We start from the raw sequence: 21028 nt of genomic DNA on the forward strand, positions 1-21028 counted from the left end.
GGTGGCACGGCGCGGAACCGCGATCCGACGCCGAACGTTTTTCCCTCATGAGCCAGGCATTTGTACGCGAACGTGAGGGTGGCGAAGCCTTCGAGGATCTACCGGACCGGGCGATCTCGCCCCATCCGAATTTCGTCACCGCGGAGGGTCTCGCCCGGATCGAGGGCGAAGTCGCCCGTCTTCAAACAGAGTTCGCAGCGCTGAAACCCGGCGCGAAGGCCGACGAGGCACGCGTCACGCGCGATTTGCATTACTGGACCGCGCGTCTCGGGACCGCGCGACGCGTCGATCCGATGCCGGGCGATGTCGTCCGGTTCGGCTCGACCGTCACGATCCTGCTGGACACCGACACCCGGCAGGTGTTCCGCATTGTCGGCGAGGACGAGGCCGATCCGGCACACGGTACCCTCTCCTACGTCTCGCCCATGGCGCGAGCCCTGACAGGGAAGGTGATCGGCGACGTCGTCGATGTGAACGGACACGAGGCCGAAATCACCGACATCGCCTAAGGCGGCGTCACCATCGAATCTGGGACAAGAAAAAAGGCTCGGATTTCTCCGAGCCCTGGAAGGGTAAAGGCCAATGGGGGCTTAGATGGCCTTCGTGGACAGGAAACGGGCGTCCCCGTTCTTTGTTCCGAGCGTCCGCAAGAAAACTTTCAGCGCGGTGCAGCCGCGCGGTGAAGGCGGTCGTTGATGGCGTCGCCGAGGCCGGTCGCGGGAATGGGGACCACGGCGATCGTTTCGACCCCCTGCGCATCGAGATGCCGAAGCGCGGAGAAGAGGCGGGCCGCCGCCTCCGTCAGGTCGCCAGCCGGGCTGAGATTGAACAGCGCTTGGGCCGTCTCGGAGCCGGACGGCAGGTCGGAACCGAACAGCAATACGGCCTCGCCGGCCGCGATGGCGGTCGCATCGAGGCGCACCCGCGCCCGGGGCGCATAATGCGACGCCAGCAGGCCCGGCCCGACAGGGTTCATTCCAGCCCCTGGCTCCGCACCGTCGAGTTCGAAGCCGAGGCATGCGACCAGGGCCTCGCGGGTGATCCCGCCCGGCCGCAACAGGCGCGGCGGACCTCCGAGGCATGCGACGACCGTGGATTCGACGCCCACCGGCGTCTCCCCACCATCGAGCACCGCCGCGATCCGGCCATCGAGGTCGGCGAGGACATGCCCGGCGGCGGTCGGGCTCACCCGCCCGGAGCGGTTCGCCGATGGGGCGGCGACGGGGCGACCAACGCGCGCGAGGAGGTCGCGCGCGAGTTCGTTGCCGGGTACCCGCAGCGCGACGCTCGGCAAGCCGGCTCGGGCGAGATCGCAGACCCCACACTTCGCCGAGGCCGGGACCACGAGGGTGAGGGGGCCGGGCCAGAACGCTTCGGCCAGCGTCCGGGCACTGGCGTCGAATCTGCCTTCCGCGTAGGCAGCCGCCGCATCCGGCAGATGCGCGATGAGCGGGTTGAATTGCGGGCGCTCCTTGGCCGCGAAGATCCGGGCCACCGCCACGGCATCGGTCGCATCCGCGCCAAGACCGTAGACCGTCTCCGTCGGAAATCCAACCACGGCACCCCGCCGGATCAGGTCGGCCGCCTCCGTCACGCCGGCGGCATCGCCGCGAAGGCGACGCGTGCCCCCGGCCCAGACCTTACCATCGGGGATTGACCCGAGATCGTTCATATCTAAACTATCTCCCGAGGGACGGCGGACCAGAATCGCCCCGCCCTAGCGTTCGGCCCGGCCTTGCGTCAAACACGACCCGTAAGCGCCGGGGGCCAACACGGCGTGGGAGGAACCACGATGACCTATCGCGCACCGGTCGCCGATATGCTGTTCACCCTGCGCCACGTGGCGGGGCTCGATGCCGTTCTGGCTACGAGCCCGCACGCCGAGATTGGACCGGAGGACGCGGCGGCGATCCTGGGCGAGGCCGGCAGGGTGGCGGAGGCGGTGATCGCTCCCCTGAACCGGGTCGGGGACCGCCACGGCACGACGCTGGCGGACGGTGCGATCACCACCGCGCCGGGCTGGCGCGCGGCATACCGGACCTGGATCGACGGTGGTTGGAACGGCCTCAGCGCGGATCCGGACCATGGCGGGCAGGGCCTGCCCCTGCTCCTCAACGCCCCCTGCACGGAGATGTGGAACGCGGGCAGCCTCAGTTTCGGCCTCTGCCCGCTGCTCACGGCCGGTGGCATCGAGGCCCTGGCCCAGCACGGCTCGGACGAACTCAAGGCGCACTATCTCGGCAAGCTCGTCTCCGGCGAGTGGACCGCCACCATGAACCTCACCGAGCCGCAGGCCGGCTCGGACCTCGCCCAGTTGCGCAGCCGGGCGGAGCGGATGAGCGACGGCAGCTACAGGATCGTCGGCGCCAAGATCTACATCACCTACGGCGAGCACGATCTCACCGACAACATCGTTCACCTCGTGCTGGCCCGGCTCAAGGACGCGCCCGCGGGCACGCGCGGCATCTCCCTGTTCCTCGTACCGAAGGTGCTGCCGGACGGGAGCCGCAACGACCTGCGCTGCTCCGGCATCGAGCACAAGCTCGGCATCCACGGTTCGCCGACCTGCTCCATGGCCTTCGGCGATGCGGGCGGCGCCATCGGCTGGCTCATCGGCGAGGAGAATCGCGGGCTCGCCTGCATGTTCACCATGATGAACTCCGCTCGTCTCAACGTGGGCCTGCAGGGGGTCGGGATCGCCGAGCGTGCGACCCAGCAGGCCCTCGGCTATGCCCGCGACCGCCGCCAGGGCCGGGCGCCGGGAGCCGCCGAGACGAGCCCGATCATCGCCCATGCCGACGTGCAGCGCATGCTGCTCACCATGAAGGCCTGTACCCAGGCAGCGCGCGGCATCTGCTATCTCACGGCCGCCGCCCTCGATGCGGCGCGCGGACCCGAGGGGCAGGCGGCCCATGACCGCGCCTCGCTGCTGACGCCCGTGGCCAAGGCGTTCTCCACCGACATCGCCAACGAGGTCACGTCGCTCGGCGTGCAGGTCCATGGCGGCATGGGTTTCGTAGAGGAGACCGGCGCGGCGCAGCACATGCGCGACGCGCGCATCCTCGGGATATACGAGGGCACGAACGGCATCCAGGCCATCGACCTCGTCTCGCGCAAGCTGCCGCTGAACGGCGGGGCGACGGTGCGGGCGCAGATCGCGGACCTGCGCCGGATCGCCGAAGGCTTCCTCAAGGATCCCGATCCCGCCCACGGTCGCATTGGCGCGCGCCTGCGCGCCGGGATCGAGAGCCTCGACCGGGCCACGAGTTTCCAGTTGAAGGCGCTGGCCTCGAACCGGCCCGAAGCGGCGCTGGCGGGCGCCACGCCGTATCTGCGCCTGTTCGGCCTCGTCCAGGGCGGGGCCTGCCTCGCCCAGGGCGCGCGCGCGGCGAGCGCGGCGCTGCGGAGCGGCGACACCGATCCGGCGCATGGCGGCCGCATCGCGCTCGCCCGGTTCTTCGCCGACAACCTGCTCACCGCCGCCGGCGGCCTGGAGGAGAGCGTGATCGCCGGCGGGGACTTCACGGACGAGGCGGGGCTCGCCCTGGCCGGCTGAACCGGTCCGGCCGTCCACCGGGGATACCGGCGCGAAACCAGCACGAGGGTCAGGGCGAGCATGAGCGAGCACATCGCGATCGAGGACAGGCCCGAAGGCGTCCGCCTCATCCGCATCGACCGACCGGGTAAGAAGAACGCGCTCACCGGCGCCATGTACGATGCGATGCGGGAGGCCCTGGCAGGCGCCGATGCGACGGAGGCCGTCGGGGCCGTCGTGTTCGCGGGAAGCGCCGGGGCGTTCAGCGCCGGCAACGACCTCGCCGATTTCGTCGCCGGCGCGCGCCACCCCTTCAGCGAGGCGCCCGCCCTCCATTTCATCCGCCAGCTCGCCCGCACACGCACACCGATGATCGCAGCGGTCGACGGTATCGCGGTGGGCATCGGCACGACCCTGACCCTGCATTGCGACCTCGTCTATGCGAGCCCTGCCGCGCGCTTCCGCATGCCGTTCGTGGAACTCGGCCTCGCGCCGGAGGCGGCCTCCAGCTACCTGCTGCCGCGCCGGGTCGGTCTCCTCAAGGCCACCGAGATGCTGCTGCTGAGCGAGGGATTCGACGCGGACGCGGCGCTGGATCTCGGCCTCGTCAACGGCGTGATGCCCGCCGACCTCCTGCTCGATCACGCCTACGCGCAGGGCGCGCGCCTCGCCGGATTGCCGCGCGGTGCCGTGCAGGCCACGCGGGCGCTGATCCGGGGCGACCAGGCCGCGATGGAGGCGGCGCTCGAGGCCGAGGCCGTCGCCTTCGAGGAGCGCCTGCGCGCTCCGGAAGCACAGGCCGCCTTCGCGCGCTTCCTCGGCCGGGCCAAGCCCGCGTGAGCGCCGGCCCCGATCTTCGCGGAAAAATCTGCCTCGTCGCCGGGGCCTCGCGCGGGGTAGGGCGGGGTATCGCCCAGGGACTCGGCGAAGCCGGGGCCACCGTCATCGTCACCGCCCGCTCCAGCGAGACGGGGCCGCGCACCGAGGGGCGGCCCGAGACCATCGAGGACACCGCCCGCGCCGTCGATGCGGCCGGAGGCGAAGGGCACCATTACCTCTGCGACCACACCAGCGAGCGCGCGGTCGACACCCTCGTCCACTGGGTCCTGCGCCGGTTCGGCCGGATCGACGTCGCCGTGTCGAGCGTGTGGGGCGGGAACGAGGGCTATGACGGAGAGCGCTACGCGGATGGGGCGGCCTGGGGCACGCCGTTCTGGCGCCGCTCGGCCGAGCCGTTCTCCGAATTCTTCGCAGGCGGTCCCTATCCGGCCCTCCTGCTCGCCCGCGCCGTCGCCCCCGCCATGGTTTCCGCTAGGACCGGCCTCCTGGCCTTCGTGTCCTTCGATACGGATGGCGCCTATCTGGGCGACATCTTCTACGACCTCGCCAAGGCCACAACGAACCGCCTCGCCCGCGCCTGCGCAGAGGAACTGGGGCCCCACGGCGTGACGGCGCTCGGCCTCTCGCCCGGCTTCGTCCGCACCGAGCGCGCCGTCGCGATCGGCCATGCCGACCGGGCCACGGAGAGCCCGCTCTATGCGGGCCGTGCGCTCGCCGCCCTGGCGGCCGACCCCGGCGTCGCCGCGCGCGCCGGACGCATCCTGCATGCCGGCGATTGCGCCGCCGAATACGGCTTCACCGATATCGACGGCTCACGGCCGCCGCGCTTTCGCGTCAGCCCCGAGGAGGTTTGAGACATGACGGGTTCACTCAAGGGCAAGACGCTGTTCATCACCGGGGCCTCGCGCGGGATCGGCCTCGCCATCGGCCTGAGGGCGGCGCGGGACGGCGCGAACATCGCCATCGCGGCCAAGACCGACACGCCGCATCCGAAGCTCGAAGGCACCATCCACACCGCCGCCGCCGCCATCGAGGCGGCCGGGGGCCGGGCCCTGCCGCTGCTGGTGGACGTGCGCGACGAGGCCGGCGTCGCAGGCGCCATCGAGGCCACGGCGGCCACCTTCGGCGGCATCGACATCGTGGTGAACAACGCGAGCGCGATCTCGCTGACCCGCACGCCCGAGACCGAGATGAAGCGCTTCGACCTGATGCACGGCATCAACACGCGTGGCACCTACATGGTCAGCAAGTACGCGATCCCGCATCTGGCCCGGGCCGAAAACCCGCACATCGTGATGCTGTCACCGCCTCTCGACATGGCCGAGAAGTGGTTCGCGCCGCATCTGGCCTATTCCATCGCCAAGTACGGCATGTCGCTCTGCGTGCTGGGGCTGGCGGGCGAATTGAAGCGCCAGGGCATCGCGGTGAACGCGCTCTGGCCGCGCACCACCATCGCAACGGCGGCGGTGCAGAACCTCCTCGGCGGGGCGGCGCTGATGCAGGCGAGCCGCACGCCCGAGATCTTGGCGGATGCCGCCCATGCGCTCTTCTGCCTGCCCGCCCGCGAGACGACGGGCCGCTTCCTGATCGACGACAGCTTCCTGGCAAAGCAGGGTGTCACGGACTTTTCAAAATACCGCGTCACACCCGGCATCCCTCTTGCGCCGGACTTCTTCGTGCCGGATGCGAGCACACCGCCTTCCGGGGCCTTCGCCTGAGACATCCCGCGTGATCTTCATCCACCAGCCGGTCGCCGGCGCCGGGCAGACTCTGCTCGAGCGCCGTTCCCTCGAATTGCAGGAGCCGATCCCCGACGACACCGTCTGGCTCGACATGGTGCGCCCAAGCCGTGAGGAGGACCTCAAGGTCGAGGTCTTCATGGGCATCTCGGTGCCGACCCGCGAGGAGATGAAGGACATCGAGCCCTCCGAACTCCTCTACGTGGAGGACGGGGCGCGCTACATGACCGGCCGGGTGCTGAGCAAGGTCAGCGAGGCGGAAGAGCCGGGGCTTGCCGGCATCACCTTCATCCTGCGCGGCAACCGCCTCGTGACGGTGCGCTACGAGGAGCCGCAGGCCTTCCGGATGTATACGCAGCGGGCCGGGCGCTCGACCGGCAACGGTCCCTCCGCCATCCCCTCCGGCGAGACCATCCTGGCGGGCCTCATCGAGACGGTGATCGACCGGGCGGCCGACGTGCTCCAGCTCCAGGGCGAGCGCATCGACCGGTTGTCGGGCAAGATCTTCGAGGAGAAGGAGGACCCGGGCGCCCGCAACACGGCCCTGCAGGACACGCTGCGGGCGCTCGGACGCCACGGCGACCTCATCTCGAAGCAGCGCGAGAGCCTCGTCTCCATGGAGCGCATCCTGCTCTCCCTCTCGGCGACCTATCGCACCGCGAAGGCCCCGCGCGAACTACGCGAGGACGTGCGCTCGACCTTGCGCGATCTGCAATCGCTGGAGGAACACGCGACCTTCCTGTCCTCGAAGATCCAGTTCCTGCTCGACGCCACCCTCGGGCTCGTGAACCTCGAGCAGAACAACATCATCAAGTTGTTCTCGGTCATGGCGGTGGTCTTCATGCCGCCGACCCTGATCGCTTCGATCTACGGCATGAACTTCAAGGCGATGCCGGAGCTCGACTGGGGGTTCGGCTATCCCATGGCGGTGGTCATGATGGTTGTGGCGGCCGTCCTGCCTTACGTATTCTTCCGATGGAAGAAGTGGCTGTAGCGAGTATTCGATGCATCCCGTTAAGGATCGCGAGGCAGTGTAACGCCGCGCAACGTCGCCCGGTTGGCGGGCGCACGTTTCCGGAGCGGTTCAATGACCCTGAAGACAACAACCATCCGAACCCGGCTGGTTGCCAGCTTCTCTCTCATGACGATGTTCATCTTGGCAATCGGTTGGCTCGGGATCTCGGGCATGGACCGGATGAACGTTCTACTATCCGACGTTCAGACCAACTGGCTTCCAAGTGTCCGCACCAGCGGGCGCATCGACACGGCGCTCGCCCGCTACACCACGAGCCTCCTGCGGGCGACCCAGACGGCGGATGCGGGCGATCTGGCCAAGATCGAGGCCGATATCGGCAAGCGGCGCGCGCAGGTCGAGACCCTCACCGAGGCCTACCGGCCGCTGATCAGTTCCGAGGCCGAGCGCACCGAATACGAGGCGTTTCGCCGGGCGGCGACCCGCTTCTTCGCGGTCGCCGACGGCATCCTCGTGAAGGCCCGTACCGGCGGACCGCAAGCCTACGGCCTCTACCTGTCCGAGGCCGTCGAGCCGCGCCGCCAGGCCTCCACTGCCCTGGAGAAGCTCATCGAGATCAACGATGCGGGCGCCGCGCGCGCCGAGGCCGATGGTCTCGCCCTCACCGCAGGCACGAAGGCGATCGCGCTGGCATCACTCGCCGCGGCGGTCGGCCTCGCAGTCCTCCTCGCGCTGTTCATCGTGCGCAGCATCGCACGCGGCATCGATTCCGTGGTGAATCCGATGACCCGCCTGACGATGGGCGACCTCGACGTCACGATCCCGCACCAGGGTACCGGCACCGAGATCGGCCGGATCGCGGATGCCGTGCAGCGCTTCAAGGACGACCTCACGCGGATGAAGCAGATGGAGGCCGAGACAGAGCGCGCGCGCGCGGGAGCCCAGGCCCAGCGGCAGCAGACCATGCGGGAAATGGCGGAAGGGTTCGAGCGCGTCGTCGGCGGCATCGTCGAGTCTGTCGGTCGGGCCGCAGCGGAACTGCAGGCCACCGCCCAGGCCATGAGTGGAACCGCGAGCGAGACGGCGCGCCAGTCCGTTTCGGTCGCCGCCGCCGCCGAGGAGGCCGCCTCCAATGTCGAGACGGTGGCGGCGGCCTCGGAGGAACTCGGCTCGTCCGTCCAGGAGATCGGCCGGCAGGTGCAGGGTTCGGCCGAACTCGCCGGGGCGGCGGTGCGCGAGGCGAGCGCCACCGCGGACCTCGTGCAGGAACTCAGCGGCGCCACCGCGCGCATCGGCGACGTGGTCAAGCTGATCTCCGACATCGCCGGGCAGACGAACCTGCTGGCGCTCAACGCCACGATCGAGGCGGCGCGGGCCGGCGAGGCCGGCCGAGGCTTCGCGGTGGTCGCCACCGAGGTCAAGGAGTTGGCGGGTCAGACGGCACGGGCCACCGACGAGATCGGTACGCAGATCGGCCGCATCCAGGGTGCCACGGCCGAAAGCGTGCGTGCCATCGCGGCGATCCGTGGGCGCATCGGCGAGATCAGCACGGTCGCGACGTCGATCGCGGCGGCGGTGGAGGAGCAGGGCGCGGCGACGCAGGAGATCGTTCGCAACGTCGCCCAGGCCGCCACCGGCACGGGTGAGGTGACGGCCAACATCGCGGGCGTGGCCAGTGCCGCCGAGGAGACGGGCGCCGCCGCCGCGCAGGTCCTGGCCTCGGCCTCGGAGTTGTCGCGCCAGTCGGCACATCTCGGCCACGAGGTCGAGCGCTTCCTCGTCGGCGTACGCGCCGCCTGAAGGCGGCCGGGCTTCCTCCGCCGGGGCTTGCCCGGCGGACGGGGATGCGGAATCGTCCGGCCATGTGTGGACGCTTCTTCATCGCTCAGGCGCCTGAGATCTTCCGGGCCTTCTACGGCTACCCGGAGGTCCCGAACTTCCCGCCGCGCTACAACGTGGCCCCGACTCAGCCCGTGCCGGTGGTGCTCTCCGAAGGGGGCCGGCGCCAGTTCCGGCTGGTGCGCTGGGGCCTGTGGCCGAGCTGGGTCAAGGATCCGAAGGACTTTCCCCTCGTGATCAACGCCCGGGTCGAGACGCTGCGCGAGAAGCCGACCTTCCGCGGCGCCCTGCGCCACCGCCGCTGCGTCTTCCTGGCCGACGGCTTCTACGAGTGGCGGCGGGAGGGCAGAGGCAAAACGGCCACGAAGACCCCCTTCATGATCCGCCGCGCCGACCGGGCGCCGATGGCGCTGGCTGGTTTGTGGGAGAACTGGCTCGGTGCGGACGGCTCGGAGGTGGACACGGCGGCCATCGTCACCACGGACGCCAACGGCGTCATGGCGGCGGTGCATGATCGGATGCCCGCGATCCTCTCGCCCGATCAGATCGAATCCTGGCTCGACACGCGCAGCGTGGAACCGGACGCGGCGACGGGGCTCTGCCGTCCATGTCCGGAGGACTGGCTGACCCTGGATCCGGTCTCCCCACGGGTCAACAATGCCCGTGTCGACGAACCGGACCTGATCGAACCCCTGGATACCCCGCGCCGGGGCGATGCCGAGGTGGACCGCCCGCCGGCCGAGCAGCCGCGTTCCAGCGACGAGGACGCCCAGGGCGCCCTGTTCTGATTACCGGGCCCCGGCGACCCGCTCGTGTTACGCGCGCTCCGGGTTTCACGCCGCGCATCGTGCATTTTTGCGTTGCAACGAAAGTCGGGCCTCGCTCGTTCAGGACAGGCAACACCAACCCGAAAACGGGAGACCCGCCATGTCCATTCTGAACCCGCTCCGCCTCGCCGCCGCCGCGAGCCTGCTTGCCCTGACGACCGGGCTGGCCAGCGCCCAGAACCCTGACCTGACCAAGAACCCCGAGAACACCGGCCGGGCGCCGACCGCCACCGAGGCGACCAAGAAGGACGACAACCTCAAGGAGTGGCAGGTCGCGAAATCCGCCAAGACCAGCCTCGCCCAGGCGATCGCCACGGCCGAGGGCAAGGGTGAGGAGAAGGGTGGCCGCGCCATCGACGCCGACTTCGAGAAGGCCGACGGCAAGAACCCGGCGCATTACGCGATCAAGGTGGTCTATCCGAGCGGAAAGCTCGTCGAGTACGGCATCAACGCCGATACGAACGAGCTCTACAAGACCGAGAATCAGCCGATCGAGCGCTACTTCACCCGCCTGAAGCCGGCCGACTTCCAGACCGCAAAGGTCTCCCTCAAGGACGCCATCGCCCTCGCCGAGCAGAAGCTTCCGGGCGGCAAGGCGTACGAGGCCGAGGTCGAGCGCGAGGGCAAGGCGGTCGAGTACGAGATCAAGGTCGCCCTCATGGACCGTGAGCAGGAGATCAAGATCGGTCCGGACGGTGTGGTGAAGAACGACTGAGCCGTCGATCCATCGAATGGGGGCGTTCCGCGTCGCGGGACGCCCTTTCGTATTGCGTCTCGGGTCCAAAGGCCGCATCGCTTCCCCAAGCCGGTGCGTGACCGGAAGGGTAGGGGCACCATGACGCCGGACGAGATCGACAACATGAACCGGGCCCGGGCCAGTCTGGCCCGTCAGCGCAGCGCGCTCGCCCGCCGCATCGGCGCCAGCGATGTCGCCGCGCCCTCGGCAGCCGAGGATCTCACCCGCATTCTCCTAGCCATCGAGGCCGTCGATCGTGCGCTCGTGGATGCCGGCCGGCCCTACGTGCCGTCCGAGATCTGAGGGACCGACTCCATGGACGAGACCCGGGATGCCAACGGAACGAAGCTCGCCGATGGCGATTCGGTGACGCTGATCAAGGACCTGAAGGTGAAGGGCACCTCGACCACGCTGAAGCGGGGCACGCTGGTCAAGAACATCCGCCTGACCGGCGACCCGGAGGAGATCGAGTGCAACGCCCCCTCGGTGAAGGGGCTGGTGCTGAAGACCCAGTTCCTCAAGAAGGCCTGAGCCTCCGCCGCCGACCAACGTCGGGCGCGGATCAGTCGTCGGTGACGCTGGACGGCCGGATCGGCGAGCGCGTGAGCGAACGGATCGAGCGCAGCGGGCGGCCGGACTTCTCGGCGATCACGCGGTCCTGCTCCTCGATGAGCTGGCGAGCCGGCTCATCGCCATCGAGCCCGCCGAGGATCTCCATCGGCACGCGCCGGTTCGAAGCACGGGACTCGTCTTCGTAGAGGACATCGAACAGGACTGAACCGCGTTCCTGCGGTTTCGACTTGGTACGCTTGGCCATGACGGGTTGATGCTCGAACTGGAAAGGCGGGTGGAAAAATGCGGACGGCCACCGATGCGGGCGTGGCGGGTGCGCGTACATCCGGCGTCACCCTGGCCCTGCATCGTGGCCGTCTCCGATCGAGCGACACGGGTCGCGATCGGCTAAGCATGTAGATGGTGTCGGGCCGCCCTTTTGGCAACCCAGGCCGCGCCCCGCAGGGCCGGCTGTCGCCGAACCAACAGGTCTGGCACGATGCGTGCGCCGCTGCGCAGCGGATCAAGATCGGGGGCCGCATGACCGAGACGCGAACGCTGACGCGCTTTTCCGTACAACCCCTGAGCCGGGTGACACGGCACCTGGCGGCTGTGGCTTCGGGACGGGCGGAGCCCGAACTGGTGATCACCGGCGCACGCCTGCTCTCGACCTATTCCGAGCGTATCCTGACCGACCGCGAGGTCTGGATCGCGGGAGGGCGCATCGCGGCGGTCCGCCCCGCGGGCGCGTACCGGGGGAGCGCGCCGCGCCACGACGGGCGTGGCGGGCTGCTCGCGCCCGGCCTCGTCGACCCGCACCTGCACATCGAAAGTAGCATGGTCACGGCCTGTGCCTACGCGGAGGCCGCGCTCCTGAACGGCACCACCACCATCGTCTGCGACAGCCACGAGATCGGCAACGTCCTCGACCGGGACGGCATCGCCTGGATGCTGGAGGACGCTCGGGAGGCGCCGCTGAACATCTACCTGACCGTCCCCAGCACCGTTCCGGCCACCTCGCCGGACCTCGAGACCGCCGGCGGCGACCTCGACGCGGGTAAGATCGCGGCCCTGTTCGATGCCTGGCCGGAGGCGATCGGGCTCGGAGAGAAGATGGATTTCGTCGCCGTCTGCCAGGGCGATCCACGGGCGCACGCCATCATCGCGGCGGCCCTCGAACGCAGACGCCCGGTCTCCGGGCATATCTACGGACGCGACTTCGTGGCGGCATACGCCGCGAGCGGCGTCACCGACACGCACGAGGCGATCGACCGCGACATCGCGGACGACCTCCTCGAAGCCGGCCTGTGGATCTACCTGCGCGGTGGCCCACCGACGACCCCCTGGCACAGCCTGCCGAAGGCGATCGGGACCATCCTCGACTACGGTGCCGCCGCCAAGCGTGTGTGCGTCTGTACGGACGACCGTGACGCGCAGGATCTCCTCGCTTTCGGCCTCGACTGGGTCGTACGCGAGGCGGTCCGCATGGGCATCCCGAAGGCACAGGCCTGGTCGATGGGCTCGCTGCATCCCGCGACCCGCTACGCGCTCGACGGCGAGATCGGCGGTTTCGGCGGTGGCCGTCGCGCCGACCTCGTCCTCCTCGACGACGATCTCGTGCCGCAATCGACCTGGTACGGCGGCACGCTCGTGGTGGAGAACCGGGCGATCACGCCGGTCCTGGATGAAGCGCTGTCCCGCCCCTATCGCTACCCGCCGCCCGCTTACGCCACGCTCCACCTGCCCACCCCGTTGCCGGCGCTCATCCCCGACCTGCCGACCGGTCCGTGCCGGGTCAACGCGATCCGCACCACGCTCCCGGGCATCGAGCTCACCCACGAGATCGTCGACCTCGATCCCGATCCCGACTGGGCCACGACGCTCGCCGCGAATGACCTCTGCTTCGTCACTGTGCTGGAGCGGCATGGCGGGGCGGGAAACGTGGCCCACGGCCTGCTGCGGGCCTTCGGGCTCAAGCGCGGAGCGGTGGCCAGCAGCGTCGGGCACGATTCGCACAATATCATCGTCGCGGGCCTGAACCCGGAGGATATGCGCGTCGCCCTCGATGCCCTGCAAGCGATCCAGGGGGGCGTCTGCGTGGTGGAGGACGGCGCCGTGGTCGCCCTGGTGCCGCTGCCGGTGGCGGGCCTGCTCTCCGACAAGCGCGTCACCGTGGTGGCCGAGGAGGTGCGGGTGCTGAAGGAAGCCTGGACGCGGGCGGGCTGCACCATTCCCTATATGGGCTTCAACCTGATCCCGCTCTCGGTCATTCCGGAGATCCGCATCACCGACAAGGGCCTCGTGCTCGTGCCCGGCATGCGGATCGTGCCCCTGTTCGAGGCCGCCTGAAAGGGACGAAACCTCGGCGGGAACCTTTGCCGGACGCACCCGTTATCGGGCAGGTCTCAACAGCCTCTCGATCCTCCCAAGCTTAGATCAGCCTGCCTGCCGAGACCGGCGAGCGGGCTGTTTTTTTGGGCCACGGACCGCCGTTCTCCGCGCTGGGGAACGGGCGGATCAAAGTTCTGTCCCGGAGTCGCGTCATGCGCAGCCTGCTCACCCTCATCATCGTCGGCGCGATCGCGTTCGTGCTCGTCGGCATGTACGTGGCCCCCTCTCAGCCGGAGCTCCGGACCTGGTACCTGCGCAACGCCTGCGAGCACCTCGACAAGGCCACGCCGCAGATCTGCGCCCCGATGCGCCGGGCCGAGTCGGGTACGCCGACCTGAGTCCCGCCGGCCGCACCTTCGACTGGTTCTTTCGCGATCGCAGCACCGGCGCGATCGTGATCGGCCAGTTCCCGAATGCACCGCTCCTGATCTTCGCCGCCTGCGCCGCCCTCGACTGGATCGTCGGGCCGGGCGGGCGCATCGGCGAAGCGCTTCGCCTGATCGGTGCCGTCGCCCTGGCCTACTGGGCCTTCGACGAACTCCGGCGCGGCGTGAATCCCTGGCGGCGCTGCCTCGGCGCCGCGGTACTGGCCGGGCTCGCCTGGAGGTTTGCGGGTTCCCTGTCGTGATCCCGCAAACCGTGCAGGGGCGGCTTGCGGAGTAGCCAGGGTTGCCTATCATCGAGCTCGCGCGAGAACGCGCGGGAGTGGCGGGCAGATGACATTCTTCATCGGAATAGCCGGACCCTGGCTCGTCGTAGCGACGCTGGCGCTTCTGTCACTGAATCGCGAGCGCGAGCTTGCCGCGCAGCCGGCGGCCTCCGCCGGTGCGTCGTCGGAGAGCGTTGCCCGAAGCGCCTACCTCGCCTAACTCGCATCTCATCTTGGAAAGGCCTGACGGTTCGCCGCCGGGATGAGAGGTCCGACGTGACGAGAGCAGGGACGACGGCCGCGACGGCGGCCCGGGAGCAACGAGCCGTTCGGGTCTGGCTCTACCTGTTGGCCGCCCTCGTCGTCGCGATGGTGGCGGTCGGCGGCGCAACGCGCCTGACCGGGTCCGGCTTGTCGATCACCGAATGGCGGCCCGTCACCGGTGCGGTCCCCCCGCTTTCGGCGGAAGCCTGGACGGCGGAGTTCGACAAGTACAAGGGCACGCCGCAGTACCGCATCCTGAACCAGGGCATGGGGCTGGCCGACTTCAAGGTCCTCTACGCCTGGGAGTGGGGGCACCGCCTGCTGGGGCGGATCGTCGGGCTCGTCTTCTTCCTGCCGCTGCTCTGGTTCTGGTGGCGGGGCGCCCTGACGCGATCCCTGAAATTCGGCCTCCTCGGTCTTGGCCTCCTCGGTGGGCTCCAGGGTGCCATCGGCTGGATCATGGTCGCCTCCGGCCTTCAGCCTGGCATGACCGCGGTGGCGCCCCTGAAGCTCGCCCTACACCTCACCACCGCGAGCCTGATCCTGGCCGGCCTCGTCTGGCTCGCCGCCGGCCTGCGTCCCGCGTCGGGTGAGCCGGAGCCCGTTCGCCTGCGCGAGACCGCCCGCGTCATCATGGGACTCGTGCTGGTGCAGATCTTCCTCGGCGGTCTCGTGGCGGGCTCGAAGGCCGGTCTGGTCTACAACACTTGGCCGACGATGAACGGCATGCTGGTGCCGCCGACCTCGGAGCTCTTCTTCGTCAAACCCTGGATCGAGAACTTCGTCGACAACCTGACCCTGGTACAGTTCAACCACCGCCTGACCGCCTATCTCCTGCTGGCGTTCGCCTTCGTCCATGCCGTCGATGCGCGTCGCGCGAGCCCCGGCTCGGCCTCCGCCCGGCGCGCTGTCGGCGTGGCCGGTATCGTCCTCGCCCAAGCCTGCCTCGGGATCGCGACGCTGCTCCTCGCAGTGCCGCTCTGGGCCGCACTCTCCCATCAGGTCTTCGCCATGGCGGTCCTGACGATGGCCACGGTCCACGCGCGCCTGACCCGCAGCGGACCTGCGGTCTCGACCTTGCAGAGTCCCACGACGCCCTTCGGTTTCGAGGCCCTCTCCCGGGGAGCGACCTAGTCCTGTCACAGGGCATGTGCGCATCGCCACATCCCTACCGCAGTGCAGCGAACTACACGCGTCCTTGCACGTTCCATCCCGGCTCGGGTCCGCATTCGGTCGAATGGGGTCTCTGCCGAGCCGGACGCTCGAACGCGAAAGGACAGAGCCTGCATGCAGGATCCGCACATCGACCCATCCCTGACCCCGAGCATCGAAAAGCCTGATCCGAAGGGCCTCGACGCCGCCTCGGAGAAGGGCAAGACGCCGCGTCGGCGGGAGCGTCACACGGTCCGCCTCGTCCTGGGTCTCTCGGGCCTGCTCGGTGTCGCCTGGGCCGTGGCCATCGCGACCCGATACCCGAACCTGATTCCGGGCTGATCGCACTTCAAAAGATAAGTGTGGATGACACGTCCCCGACCGTTGCCGTCGGGAACGCGGCAACGGTCCGAAGCGTAGCCTTCCTCACAGAACCGGAGGTCGGCGATGCTTTTGGCAAACGACGGACGCCCAACGGGAGTGACCTGGAACTATACGCGGCGCGAGCTTCTCGCGGACGGGGCGATCCATGTCCTCGGTGTCGCCCTGGGCGTCGCCGGCGCGATCGGGATCGTGGTGATCGCAGCCCTGTCTCCCCTCTCATGGGTCGAACGTGCGGGCGTCGCGATCTACGCCGCTGGCCTCGTCTCCATGCTGGGCGTCTCCGCCACCTACAACATGTGTCCGGTCTCGCCCCGCAAGTGGCTGCTGCGCCGCGCGGATCATGCCCTCATCTACCTGATGATCGCCGGCACCTACACGCCCCTCGTCGCCCTGGTCGGCGATGGCCTGCCGGCCTGGGGGCTCCTCGGGACCGTATGGGTCGTCGCCGCCATCGGGATGGCCCTGAAGCTCATGCTTCCGGGGCGCTACGACCGTGCCGCCATCGGCCTCTACTTGACCCTCGGCTGGAGCGGCGTCGTCGCCTATGACGCCGTGATCGGGCGCCTTGCCCCCGATGCCCTCTGGCTCCTCGCGATCGGTGGGTTGCTCTACTCCCTCGGCGTGGTGTTCCACGTCTGGCGGACGCTGCCGTACCAGAACGCGATCTGGCACGCCTTCGTGCTCGCGGCCACCGCCTGCCATTACGGGGCGGTGCTCTCCACGGTGATGGGCGCGGGGTCCTGAGGGCCGATCACTTTCCCGTGCAGAGGCCGCGATCGGCGAGGTTCCGGTGCTGGCGCGGATCGCAATCGGTTGAGAGGAACGAGGCCCATTCGGCGGTCGTGCCGTAGAAGGCGTTCCGGTCGACATCGCCGCGGACCCCGGGCACGCGTCCGGTCGACGTGAACTGCCAAAGCATCCACTTGCGCTTGGCGTAGCGCTGCTCCGGCTCGGCCGCGGTGGAGCGGACCCAGTGCGGGTAATCGGGCAACTCGTCCTCGAGGACGTCCTTGTGGAAGGTGATGTCGGTATAGATGATCGGGCGCTTGCCGGTATACTGCTCCATCTCGTCGAGCATGTAGCGGATCATCGCCAGGGCCTGGGCCTTGGGCAGCTTCTTCGGGCAGAGCTGCGAATGTCCGTTCCACTCCACGTCCAGGACGGGGGGGAGGGCGGTCGGATCGTTCGGCACGTTCTTCTTGAACCAGGCCATCTGGTCCTGCGCCGAGCGACACCAGAACACGAAGTGGTAGGCCCCGCGCGGAACGCCGGCCTGGGCGGCCCCCTCCCAGTTGGCACGGAAGCGTTCGTCCACGTGGTCGCCGCCCTCGGTCGCCTTGATGAAGGCGAACTGGGTGCCGGCCGCGCGGACCGACATCCAGTCAATCGGCCCCTGCCACTTCGAGATGTCGATGCCCTGGATCGGGTGCTGCTTGGCTCGAGCCACGCCCGGATGCGGCTTGGTATCGCCCTTGGTCGGATAGAAATCCGTCGTGCCGGAGCAGGCGGCCAGGACCGACAAGGTGGCAACGGCCGCACTCCACCGGAGCCAGGCGGGGAGGGAAGGGCGGGCGATAGACCGGCGCGGGCGTCTCGAGATGGCCCCGTTCCTCAGCGACATCGATGCCCGACCCATCATCTTTTTACGCGCTACACGAATGGCTAAGGCATGCCTCGGCGCGGTTAATAGACCTTTGACGGCAATGCGGCGGATTTCCGGAAGGCGTGTCGGGTGAGCCACATACGTCATCGCATCCACGCGGGTACGCAACCGCGCATCCGCCGTAAGTGCTGGCGCGATCTCACGATTCGGTGACGGAGGGCAGACCGTGAAGACGTTGTTCACCATCGGCTACGAAGGCCTGGATTCAGAGCGACTTCTGGTCGCCCTCAAGGATGCTGGCGTCGCGACGCTGGCCGATGTCCGGGCTGTGGCGAACTCCCGAAAGCGCGGCTTCTCGAAGACCGCCCTCCGCACCAGCCTGGAGACGGCGAACCTCGGCTACGCCCATGCGCGGGCCCTCGGCACGCCGAAATCCGGGCGACAGGCAGCCCGAGCGCACGACGCGGCGCTGATGCGCCGCATCTACTGCGAGGAGGTGCTCGACACCGCCGACGGTGGCCTCGCCCTCGATGAACTCTGCGCCCTCGCGGACCGGGCACCGACCTGCCTGCTCTGCTTCGAGCGCGAACCGGACCGCTGTCACCGACGCGTCCTGGCCGAGCGGATGGAGGCGCGCGGCTTCACCACCGTCGACCTTTTCGGCTGAATGCCGGCGTGCGCGTCATGTGCCCGGCGGGCGGACGCAGCGCGAATAGGACTGAATTAACAATCTAGAGTTACGGATGCTGTCACCGATCCCCCGGACGATGGCGGACGCCGAATGAACCGCCGAGCACGGGCTGGTACCAAGCGAGGCCCACGGATCACGCCCGGTGGCCGGTCTACGGAGCCGGTGAAACCCGATCTGGGCCAGCCTCGATTTCCCATGCCTGAGGCGCCCGGCGCGCCGGAGATTTCTCATGGACTCGACGTCCCTAGCGCGCGCGCGTGAGGCCCTGGACCAGATCGCCGCGCACTGCATCGCGGCGCGGTCGATCATCGAGGAGGCTGGAACGCCGGTAATGCTGCACCTCGTCGATCTTCTTCTCTTCGAGATCGGCGTCGCCCTCGCCGAGGGAACCGACGAACAGGATCCCGCGGGGGCGCCCACGGCCTGATCCGCCCTCCGGCGTCGCTCGCTCAACCGCCCGCCCAGGCCGCCTGCACAGGTCCGGCGGCGGTATCCGGCTTCGCATCGCCGATGAAGATCACCACCGGGCCATGGTCCACCCGACGCGGATCATAGAAGTCGAGCAGGTTCGGATAGCGCCGCTGGAAGAAGTCCGGCCGCAGGCCGTCCCGGCTCAGCAGGTGGTCGATGACGACCTGATCGCCATGCACCGCATTCGGGACGGGGCCGCAGGATCCGGGTGTCATCCAGCGTTCGGGCTCGGCGGCGAACGCGGTGTAGAGGCCGTCGAGGTCCCCACCGCGCCAGCGTAGCAGGGCACTGGAGACGCGGCCTTTGTGGAAATAATCCTCCATGGCGGCAAAGCCCGGCTCCGCGAGGGCGTCCGCCGGACCGGTGAAGACCGTGTCGAGGTCGCACAGGAGCGTCGTGCCCTCCGCGAGGCCGGGGCGAAAGGCCTCCATCTTCGCCCACCAGGCGGGCCAGTCGTGCCGGAGGGGCACCCGCTCGACCCCCTCGAGGACGAGCGGCAGATCCGTCAGGCAGAGGATCCGGTCGAAGGCCGGGGCGTGGCGCCGGACACCGCGCGCCAACCGTTCGACCCAGGTCGCGTCGTAACGGCCACCGCCCTTCAGCACGGTGATGAGCGTCGTCATGGCGGGGTTCATCCTCTGATCGCGTGGAGGCGAAGACGGGCAGCCGCCTCGGCCTCGGCGAACCACGCACGCTCGGCCGCCCAGGGATGGCCGGGCCAACCCGCGAAGCCGAAGCCGTAGGCCTCGACCGGGCGGGCATGGGGCGGCCGGGCAAGAAGCAGCGCGAGGGTCACGAGGAAGCCCGTGCTCGGGTTCGGGCGCCCGGTGGTGTGCGCCGCGAGGAGGCGCCGCGCCCCGTGGTGAAGGTTCTCGGGCAGGATGTGGATGGGCTTGCCGAGGGGGCGCAGCAGTGTCAGCGCCTCCCGCGTCCAGCACACCTGTTCGGGGCCGCTCTGCTCGGCGGGGAGCATCGGGAACGGCAGGATGAAGGCACCCGCGCATCGGACGGCGGGCCGATCGAGGAAATGCGGATCGGACAGCCATTCCCGCATCTGCCCGCCGCGATTGACCAGGGCGAGGTGGGTGACGCGGGAGCCCGTGCGTCCGCCGAACCCCGGCGCGTTGTTGAAGCGCACGACGGAGGCGGCCGCGTCGATCGCGGTGGCAGCCACTCCGATCTCGGGGGCATTGCCGACGATGGCGAGGGAACGGCTATCGGACGGAAGCCCGTCATCCACCTGAGGAGAGTCGACCTGGACAGGCACTTGCGGCAAGGGTTCGAGGAGCAGCGGAGGTATGGCGCCGGCCACGCGCGGCAAGGTCTCCGCGGCGAACGGAAACACGGGATGCCCCGCACGCGCCGGTGCTTCGTCTGCGGGGCCGATCTGCTCGCGCCGAGCGAGCGAATCCTCGCCTATCCATGCGGGCGCCGGCGGAGCTTTCCGATCGCTTGCGGCTCCTGCGGGCTCCTGCTGGAACCGGACGCCGATCCGGCTCGCTGCCGCGCGCACCTCGGTGTGGCCCTCTCCGGTCGGGCCTACAGCCCCGACCCGGAGGCGCCCTATGGCCTCGACCTCTATACCCTGCGCAGTGCCGCGACCCGGTTCGGGCTCGGCGTTCGGCCCCTCGGCCCGGAGGATGACGAGGCCCTGCGGCATCCGCATTCGCAGCGCGCCGCGCGGGCGACCCTCTACGGGCTCGCCGAAGGGCCAGAGCATCCCGTCTCCCTCGGCCTCCTGTGCCGCCCGCAGGAATTGGACGCTGTGCTGACGGCGGTCAGGGCGCAGGTGTCTTGGACGGACGACATCGTGATCCTGCTCGACACGAGCACGAGCACGAGAGCCGGCACGTCATCTCCCGGATCGGTGCGGGTGGAAGCCCGCCCCATGGAGGGGGACTACGCGTCGCAGCGCAACGCCCTTCAGGAGCGCGCGCGCCATTCCTGGATGCTGCAACTCGACGCCGACGAGGCACTCGACCCCGTCGCCGGTCGTCTCCTGCCGGCACTCGCCGCCCTCGCGGACGCCGGGGACGTGCTCTCGGTCGGTCTGCCTCGGGTCAATCGCGTCGATGGCATCCCCTCGGATGTCTATCCGGACGTGCAGTATCGCCTGAACCGGTCCTCTGTCCGCTATGCCGGGCGCGTACACGAGCGACCAGCCCTAGAGGGTGGCTGGCCGCGCAGCTTCATCGCCCTGCACGGGGCGATCGAGCATCGCTTGAGCCGGGCCCATGTCCTGGCACGCTCGCGGCGCTACGAGGCCCTCGATCCCGGCCGCGGGCGTCTCGAAGAGGAAGCCGCACTCCTGAGGCCCTACCGGGACTGACGATGCCGGATTCAAGTGGTGACAACCTTCGCCGTGTGCCGGGCGGTGCGCTG

The 21028-nt window shown here is 69.2% G+C and carries 26 protein-coding genes; 21 read left to right on the forward strand and 5 right to left on the reverse strand.

The genetic code is table 11. The features are described 5' to 3' along the window. The first annotated feature begins 47 nt into the window (after nucleotides 1-47). Nucleotides 48-509 carry a GreA/GreB family elongation factor gene (locus OF380_RS17205; protein ID WP_264046094.1) on the forward strand — a complete coding sequence of 154 codons (462 nt, stop codon included), beginning with the start codon at nucleotides 48-50 and terminating at the stop codon, nucleotides 507-509. A 149-nt stretch (nucleotides 510-658) separates the two neighbouring features. Here OF380_RS17205 and OF380_RS17210 read toward each other — a convergent pair whose 3' ends face one another. Further along, nucleotides 659-1672 (reverse strand): L-threonylcarbamoyladenylate synthase, encoded by a 1014-nt coding sequence (locus OF380_RS17210; RefSeq protein ID WP_264046096.1) that lies wholly within the window; start codon nucleotides 1670-1672, stop codon nucleotides 659-661. 120 nt (nucleotides 1673-1792) lie between these two features. Here OF380_RS17210 and OF380_RS17215 point away from each other — a divergent pair, with 120 nt between their 5' ends. The 10 genes from OF380_RS17215 to OF380_RS17260 all read left to right on the forward strand — a co-directional run bounded on the left by OF380_RS17215 (nucleotide 1793) and on the right by OF380_RS17260 (nucleotide 11020). Then, nucleotides 1793-3556, forward strand: a complete 1764-nt coding sequence (locus OF380_RS17215) for an acyl-CoA dehydrogenase (RefSeq protein WP_264046097.1) — start codon at nucleotides 1793-1795, stop codon at nucleotides 3554-3556. Nucleotides 3557-3616: 60 nt separating this feature from the next. Continuing rightward, entirely contained in the window at nucleotides 3617-4375 is a 759-nt protein-coding gene (locus OF380_RS17220) for an enoyl-CoA hydratase-related protein (RefSeq protein ID WP_264046099.1), read from the forward strand. Then, complete coding sequence (locus OF380_RS17225) at nucleotides 4372-5229, forward strand: SDR family NAD(P)-dependent oxidoreductase (RefSeq protein ID WP_264046101.1); 858 nt, start codon at nucleotides 4372-4374, stop codon at nucleotides 5227-5229. The genes OF380_RS17220 and OF380_RS17225 overlap by 4 nt, the downstream gene beginning before the upstream one ends. Before the next feature lie 3 nt (nucleotides 5230-5232). Then, nucleotides 5233-6093, forward strand: a complete 861-nt coding sequence (locus OF380_RS17230) for an SDR family oxidoreductase (protein ID WP_264046103.1) — start codon at nucleotides 5233-5235, stop codon at nucleotides 6091-6093. Nucleotides 6094-6103: 10 nt separating this feature from the next. Next, complete coding sequence (locus OF380_RS17235; protein WP_264046105.1) at nucleotides 6104-7108, forward strand: magnesium transporter CorA family protein; 1005 nt, start codon at nucleotides 6104-6106, stop codon at nucleotides 7106-7108. Nucleotides 7109-7201: 93 nt separating this feature from the next. Further along, on the forward strand, nucleotides 7202-8887 hold the full coding sequence (locus OF380_RS17240; RefSeq protein ID WP_264046107.1) for a methyl-accepting chemotaxis protein: 1686 nt from the start codon (nucleotides 7202-7204) through the stop codon (nucleotides 8885-8887). 62 nt (nucleotides 8888-8949) lie between these two features. Beyond that, nucleotides 8950-9714 (forward strand): SOS response-associated peptidase, encoded by a 765-nt coding sequence (locus tag OF380_RS17245; RefSeq protein ID WP_264046109.1) that lies wholly within the window; start codon nucleotides 8950-8952, stop codon nucleotides 9712-9714. 139 nt (nucleotides 9715-9853) lie between these two features. Next, entirely contained in the window at nucleotides 9854-10468 is a 615-nt protein-coding gene (locus OF380_RS17250) for a PepSY domain-containing protein (RefSeq protein ID WP_264046110.1), read from the forward strand. 120 nt (nucleotides 10469-10588) lie between these two features. Further along, complete coding sequence (locus OF380_RS17255; protein WP_264046112.1) at nucleotides 10589-10792, forward strand: hypothetical protein; 204 nt, start codon at nucleotides 10589-10591, stop codon at nucleotides 10790-10792. Between the two features lie 12 nt (nucleotides 10793-10804). After that, nucleotides 10805-11020, forward strand: a complete 216-nt coding sequence (locus tag OF380_RS17260) for an alkylphosphonate utilization protein (RefSeq protein WP_264046114.1) — start codon at nucleotides 10805-10807, stop codon at nucleotides 11018-11020. 31 nt (nucleotides 11021-11051) lie between these two features. Here the strand turns inward: OF380_RS17260 and OF380_RS17265 are convergent, their stop codons facing one another. After that, entirely contained in the window at nucleotides 11052-11306 is a 255-nt protein-coding gene (locus OF380_RS17265) for a hypothetical protein (protein ID WP_264051367.1), read from the reverse strand. A gap of 275 nt (nucleotides 11307-11581) precedes the next feature. On the opposite strand from OF380_RS17265, the gene OF380_RS17270 reads away from it, so the two are divergent. The 7 genes from OF380_RS17270 to trhA all read left to right on the forward strand — a co-directional run bounded on the left by OF380_RS17270 (nucleotide 11582) and on the right by trhA (nucleotide 16625). Then, entirely contained in the window at nucleotides 11582-13390 is a 1809-nt protein-coding gene (locus tag OF380_RS17270) for an adenine deaminase C-terminal domain-containing protein (RefSeq protein ID WP_264046116.1), read from the forward strand. A 194-nt stretch (nucleotides 13391-13584) separates the two neighbouring features. Then, nucleotides 13585-13770, forward strand: coding sequence for a hypothetical protein (locus OF380_RS17275; RefSeq protein ID WP_264046118.1), 186 nt, complete (start codon nucleotides 13585-13587; stop codon nucleotides 13768-13770). Then, on the forward strand, nucleotides 13767-14060 hold the full coding sequence (locus OF380_RS17280; RefSeq protein ID WP_264051368.1) for a hypothetical protein: 294 nt from the start codon (nucleotides 13767-13769) through the stop codon (nucleotides 14058-14060). Before OF380_RS17275 ends, OF380_RS17280 begins: the two co-directional genes overlap by 4 nt. Before the next feature lie 88 nt (nucleotides 14061-14148). Continuing rightward, the gene (locus tag OF380_RS17285) at nucleotides 14149-14301 is read left to right on the forward strand and encodes a hypothetical protein (RefSeq protein WP_264046120.1); all 153 of its coding nucleotides are present in this window, start codon (nucleotides 14149-14151) and stop codon (nucleotides 14299-14301) included. A 56-nt stretch (nucleotides 14302-14357) separates the two neighbouring features. Then, entirely contained in the window at nucleotides 14358-15479 is a 1122-nt protein-coding gene (locus tag OF380_RS17290) for a COX15/CtaA family protein (RefSeq protein ID WP_264046122.1), read from the forward strand. Nucleotides 15480-15632: 153 nt separating this feature from the next. Then, the gene (locus OF380_RS17295; protein WP_264046124.1) at nucleotides 15633-15839 is read left to right on the forward strand and encodes a hypothetical protein; all 207 of its coding nucleotides are present in this window, start codon (nucleotides 15633-15635) and stop codon (nucleotides 15837-15839) included. Between the two features lie 105 nt (nucleotides 15840-15944). Further along, a complete protein-coding gene (trhA, locus tag OF380_RS17300; RefSeq protein WP_264046125.1) occupies nucleotides 15945-16625 on the forward strand; it encodes a PAQR family membrane homeostasis protein TrhA in 681 nt (226 codons plus the stop codon). A 7-nt stretch (nucleotides 16626-16632) separates the two neighbouring features. On the opposite strand, the gene OF380_RS17305 is transcribed toward trhA, so the two are convergent. Next, the gene (locus OF380_RS17305; RefSeq protein WP_404810471.1) at nucleotides 16633-17502 is read right to left on the reverse strand and encodes a glycoside hydrolase family 25 protein; all 870 of its coding nucleotides are present in this window, start codon (nucleotides 17500-17502) and stop codon (nucleotides 16633-16635) included. Nucleotides 17503-17719: 217 nt separating this feature from the next. Here OF380_RS17305 and OF380_RS17310 point away from each other — a divergent pair, with 217 nt between their 5' ends. Both OF380_RS17310 and OF380_RS17315 read left to right on the forward strand, forming a co-directional pair. Then, nucleotides 17720-18151, forward strand: coding sequence for a DUF488 domain-containing protein (locus tag OF380_RS17310; RefSeq protein WP_264051370.1), 432 nt, complete (start codon nucleotides 17720-17722; stop codon nucleotides 18149-18151). Nucleotides 18152-18404: 253 nt separating this feature from the next. Continuing rightward, nucleotides 18405-18602 carry a hypothetical protein gene (locus OF380_RS17315; RefSeq protein ID WP_264046126.1) on the forward strand — a complete coding sequence of 66 codons (198 nt, stop codon included), beginning with the start codon at nucleotides 18405-18407 and terminating at the stop codon, nucleotides 18600-18602. Between the two features lie 22 nt (nucleotides 18603-18624). On the opposite strand, the gene OF380_RS17320 is transcribed toward OF380_RS17315, so the two are convergent. Continuing rightward, nucleotides 18625-19269: a hypothetical protein gene (locus OF380_RS17320; RefSeq protein ID WP_264046127.1), complete on the reverse strand. Its 645-nt coding sequence runs from the start codon at nucleotides 19267-19269 to the stop codon at nucleotides 18625-18627. 8 nt (nucleotides 19270-19277) lie between these two features. Continuing rightward, the gene (locus OF380_RS17325; protein WP_264051371.1) at nucleotides 19278-19913 is read right to left on the reverse strand and encodes a hypothetical protein; all 636 of its coding nucleotides are present in this window, start codon (nucleotides 19911-19913) and stop codon (nucleotides 19278-19280) included. A gap of 81 nt (nucleotides 19914-19994) precedes the next feature. On the opposite strand from OF380_RS17325, the gene OF380_RS17330 reads away from it, so the two are divergent. Next, entirely contained in the window at nucleotides 19995-20975 is a 981-nt protein-coding gene (locus tag OF380_RS17330) for a glycosyltransferase family protein (protein WP_264046129.1), read from the forward strand. Nucleotides 20976-21028 lie beyond the last annotated feature (53 nt).

The sequence above is a fragment of the Methylobacterium sp. FF17 genome, assembly GCF_025813715.1.
GTDB classification, from domain to species: domain Bacteria; phylum Pseudomonadota; class Alphaproteobacteria; order Rhizobiales; family Beijerinckiaceae; genus Methylobacterium; species Methylobacterium flocculans.

What these genes read in the sequence shown, in the direction of transcription:
- OF380_RS17285 (WP_264046120.1), top strand. Translation starts at nt 14,149, where the DNA reads ATGACATTCTTCATCGGAATAGCCGGACCCTGGCTCGTCGTAGCGACG.
- OF380_RS17315 (WP_264046126.1), top strand. Translation starts at nt 18,405, where the DNA reads ATGGACTCGACGTCCCTAGCGCGCGCGCGTGAGGCCCTGGACCAGATC.
- OF380_RS17255 (WP_264046112.1), top strand. Translation starts at nt 10,589, where the DNA reads ATGACGCCGGACGAGATCGACAACATGAACCGGGCCCGGGCCAGTCTG.
- OF380_RS17240 (WP_264046107.1), top strand. Translation starts at nt 7,202, where the DNA reads ATGACCCTGAAGACAACAACCATCCGAACCCGGCTGGTTGCCAGCTTC.
- OF380_RS17220 (WP_264046099.1), top strand. Translation starts at nt 3,617, where the DNA reads ATGAGCGAGCACATCGCGATCGAGGACAGGCCCGAAGGCGTCCGCCTC.
- OF380_RS17330 (WP_264046129.1), top strand. Translation starts at nt 19,995, where the DNA reads ATGCCCCGCACGCGCCGGTGCTTCGTCTGCGGGGCCGATCTGCTCGCG.
- OF380_RS17275 (WP_264046118.1), top strand. Translation starts at nt 13,585, where the DNA reads ATGCGCAGCCTGCTCACCCTCATCATCGTCGGCGCGATCGCGTTCGTG.
- OF380_RS17230 (WP_264046103.1), top strand. Translation starts at nt 5,233, where the DNA reads ATGACGGGTTCACTCAAGGGCAAGACGCTGTTCATCACCGGGGCCTCG.
- OF380_RS17295 (WP_264046124.1), top strand. Translation starts at nt 15,633, where the DNA reads ATGCAGGATCCGCACATCGACCCATCCCTGACCCCGAGCATCGAAAAG.
- OF380_RS17205 (WP_264046094.1), top strand. Translation starts at nt 48, where the DNA reads ATGAGCCAGGCATTTGTACGCGAACGTGAGGGTGGCGAAGCCTTCGAG.
- OF380_RS17245 (WP_264046109.1), top strand. Translation starts at nt 8,950, where the DNA reads ATGTGTGGACGCTTCTTCATCGCTCAGGCGCCTGAGATCTTCCGGGCC.
- OF380_RS17270 (WP_264046116.1), top strand. Translation starts at nt 11,582, where the DNA reads ATGACCGAGACGCGAACGCTGACGCGCTTTTCCGTACAACCCCTGAGC.
- OF380_RS17215 (WP_264046097.1), top strand. Translation starts at nt 1,793, where the DNA reads ATGACCTATCGCGCACCGGTCGCCGATATGCTGTTCACCCTGCGCCAC.
- OF380_RS17260 (WP_264046114.1), top strand. Translation starts at nt 10,805, where the DNA reads ATGGACGAGACCCGGGATGCCAACGGAACGAAGCTCGCCGATGGCGAT.
- OF380_RS17265 (WP_264051367.1), bottom strand. Translation starts at nt 11,306, where the DNA reads ATGGCCAAGCGTACCAAGTCGAAACCGCAGGAACGCGGTTCAGTCCTG.
- OF380_RS17210 (WP_264046096.1), bottom strand. Translation starts at nt 1,672, where the DNA reads ATGAACGATCTCGGGTCAATCCCCGATGGTAAGGTCTGGGCCGGGGGC.
- OF380_RS17320 (WP_264046127.1), bottom strand. Translation starts at nt 19,269, where the DNA reads ATGACGACGCTCATCACCGTGCTGAAGGGCGGTGGCCGTTACGACGCG.
- trhA (WP_264046125.1), top strand. Translation starts at nt 15,945, where the DNA reads ATGCTTTTGGCAAACGACGGACGCCCAACGGGAGTGACCTGGAACTAT.
- OF380_RS17305 (WP_404810471.1), bottom strand. Translation starts at nt 17,502, where the DNA reads ATGTCGCTGAGGAACGGGGCCATCTCGAGACGCCCGCGCCGGTCTATC.
- OF380_RS17250 (WP_264046110.1), top strand. Translation starts at nt 9,854, where the DNA reads ATGTCCATTCTGAACCCGCTCCGCCTCGCCGCCGCCGCGAGCCTGCTT.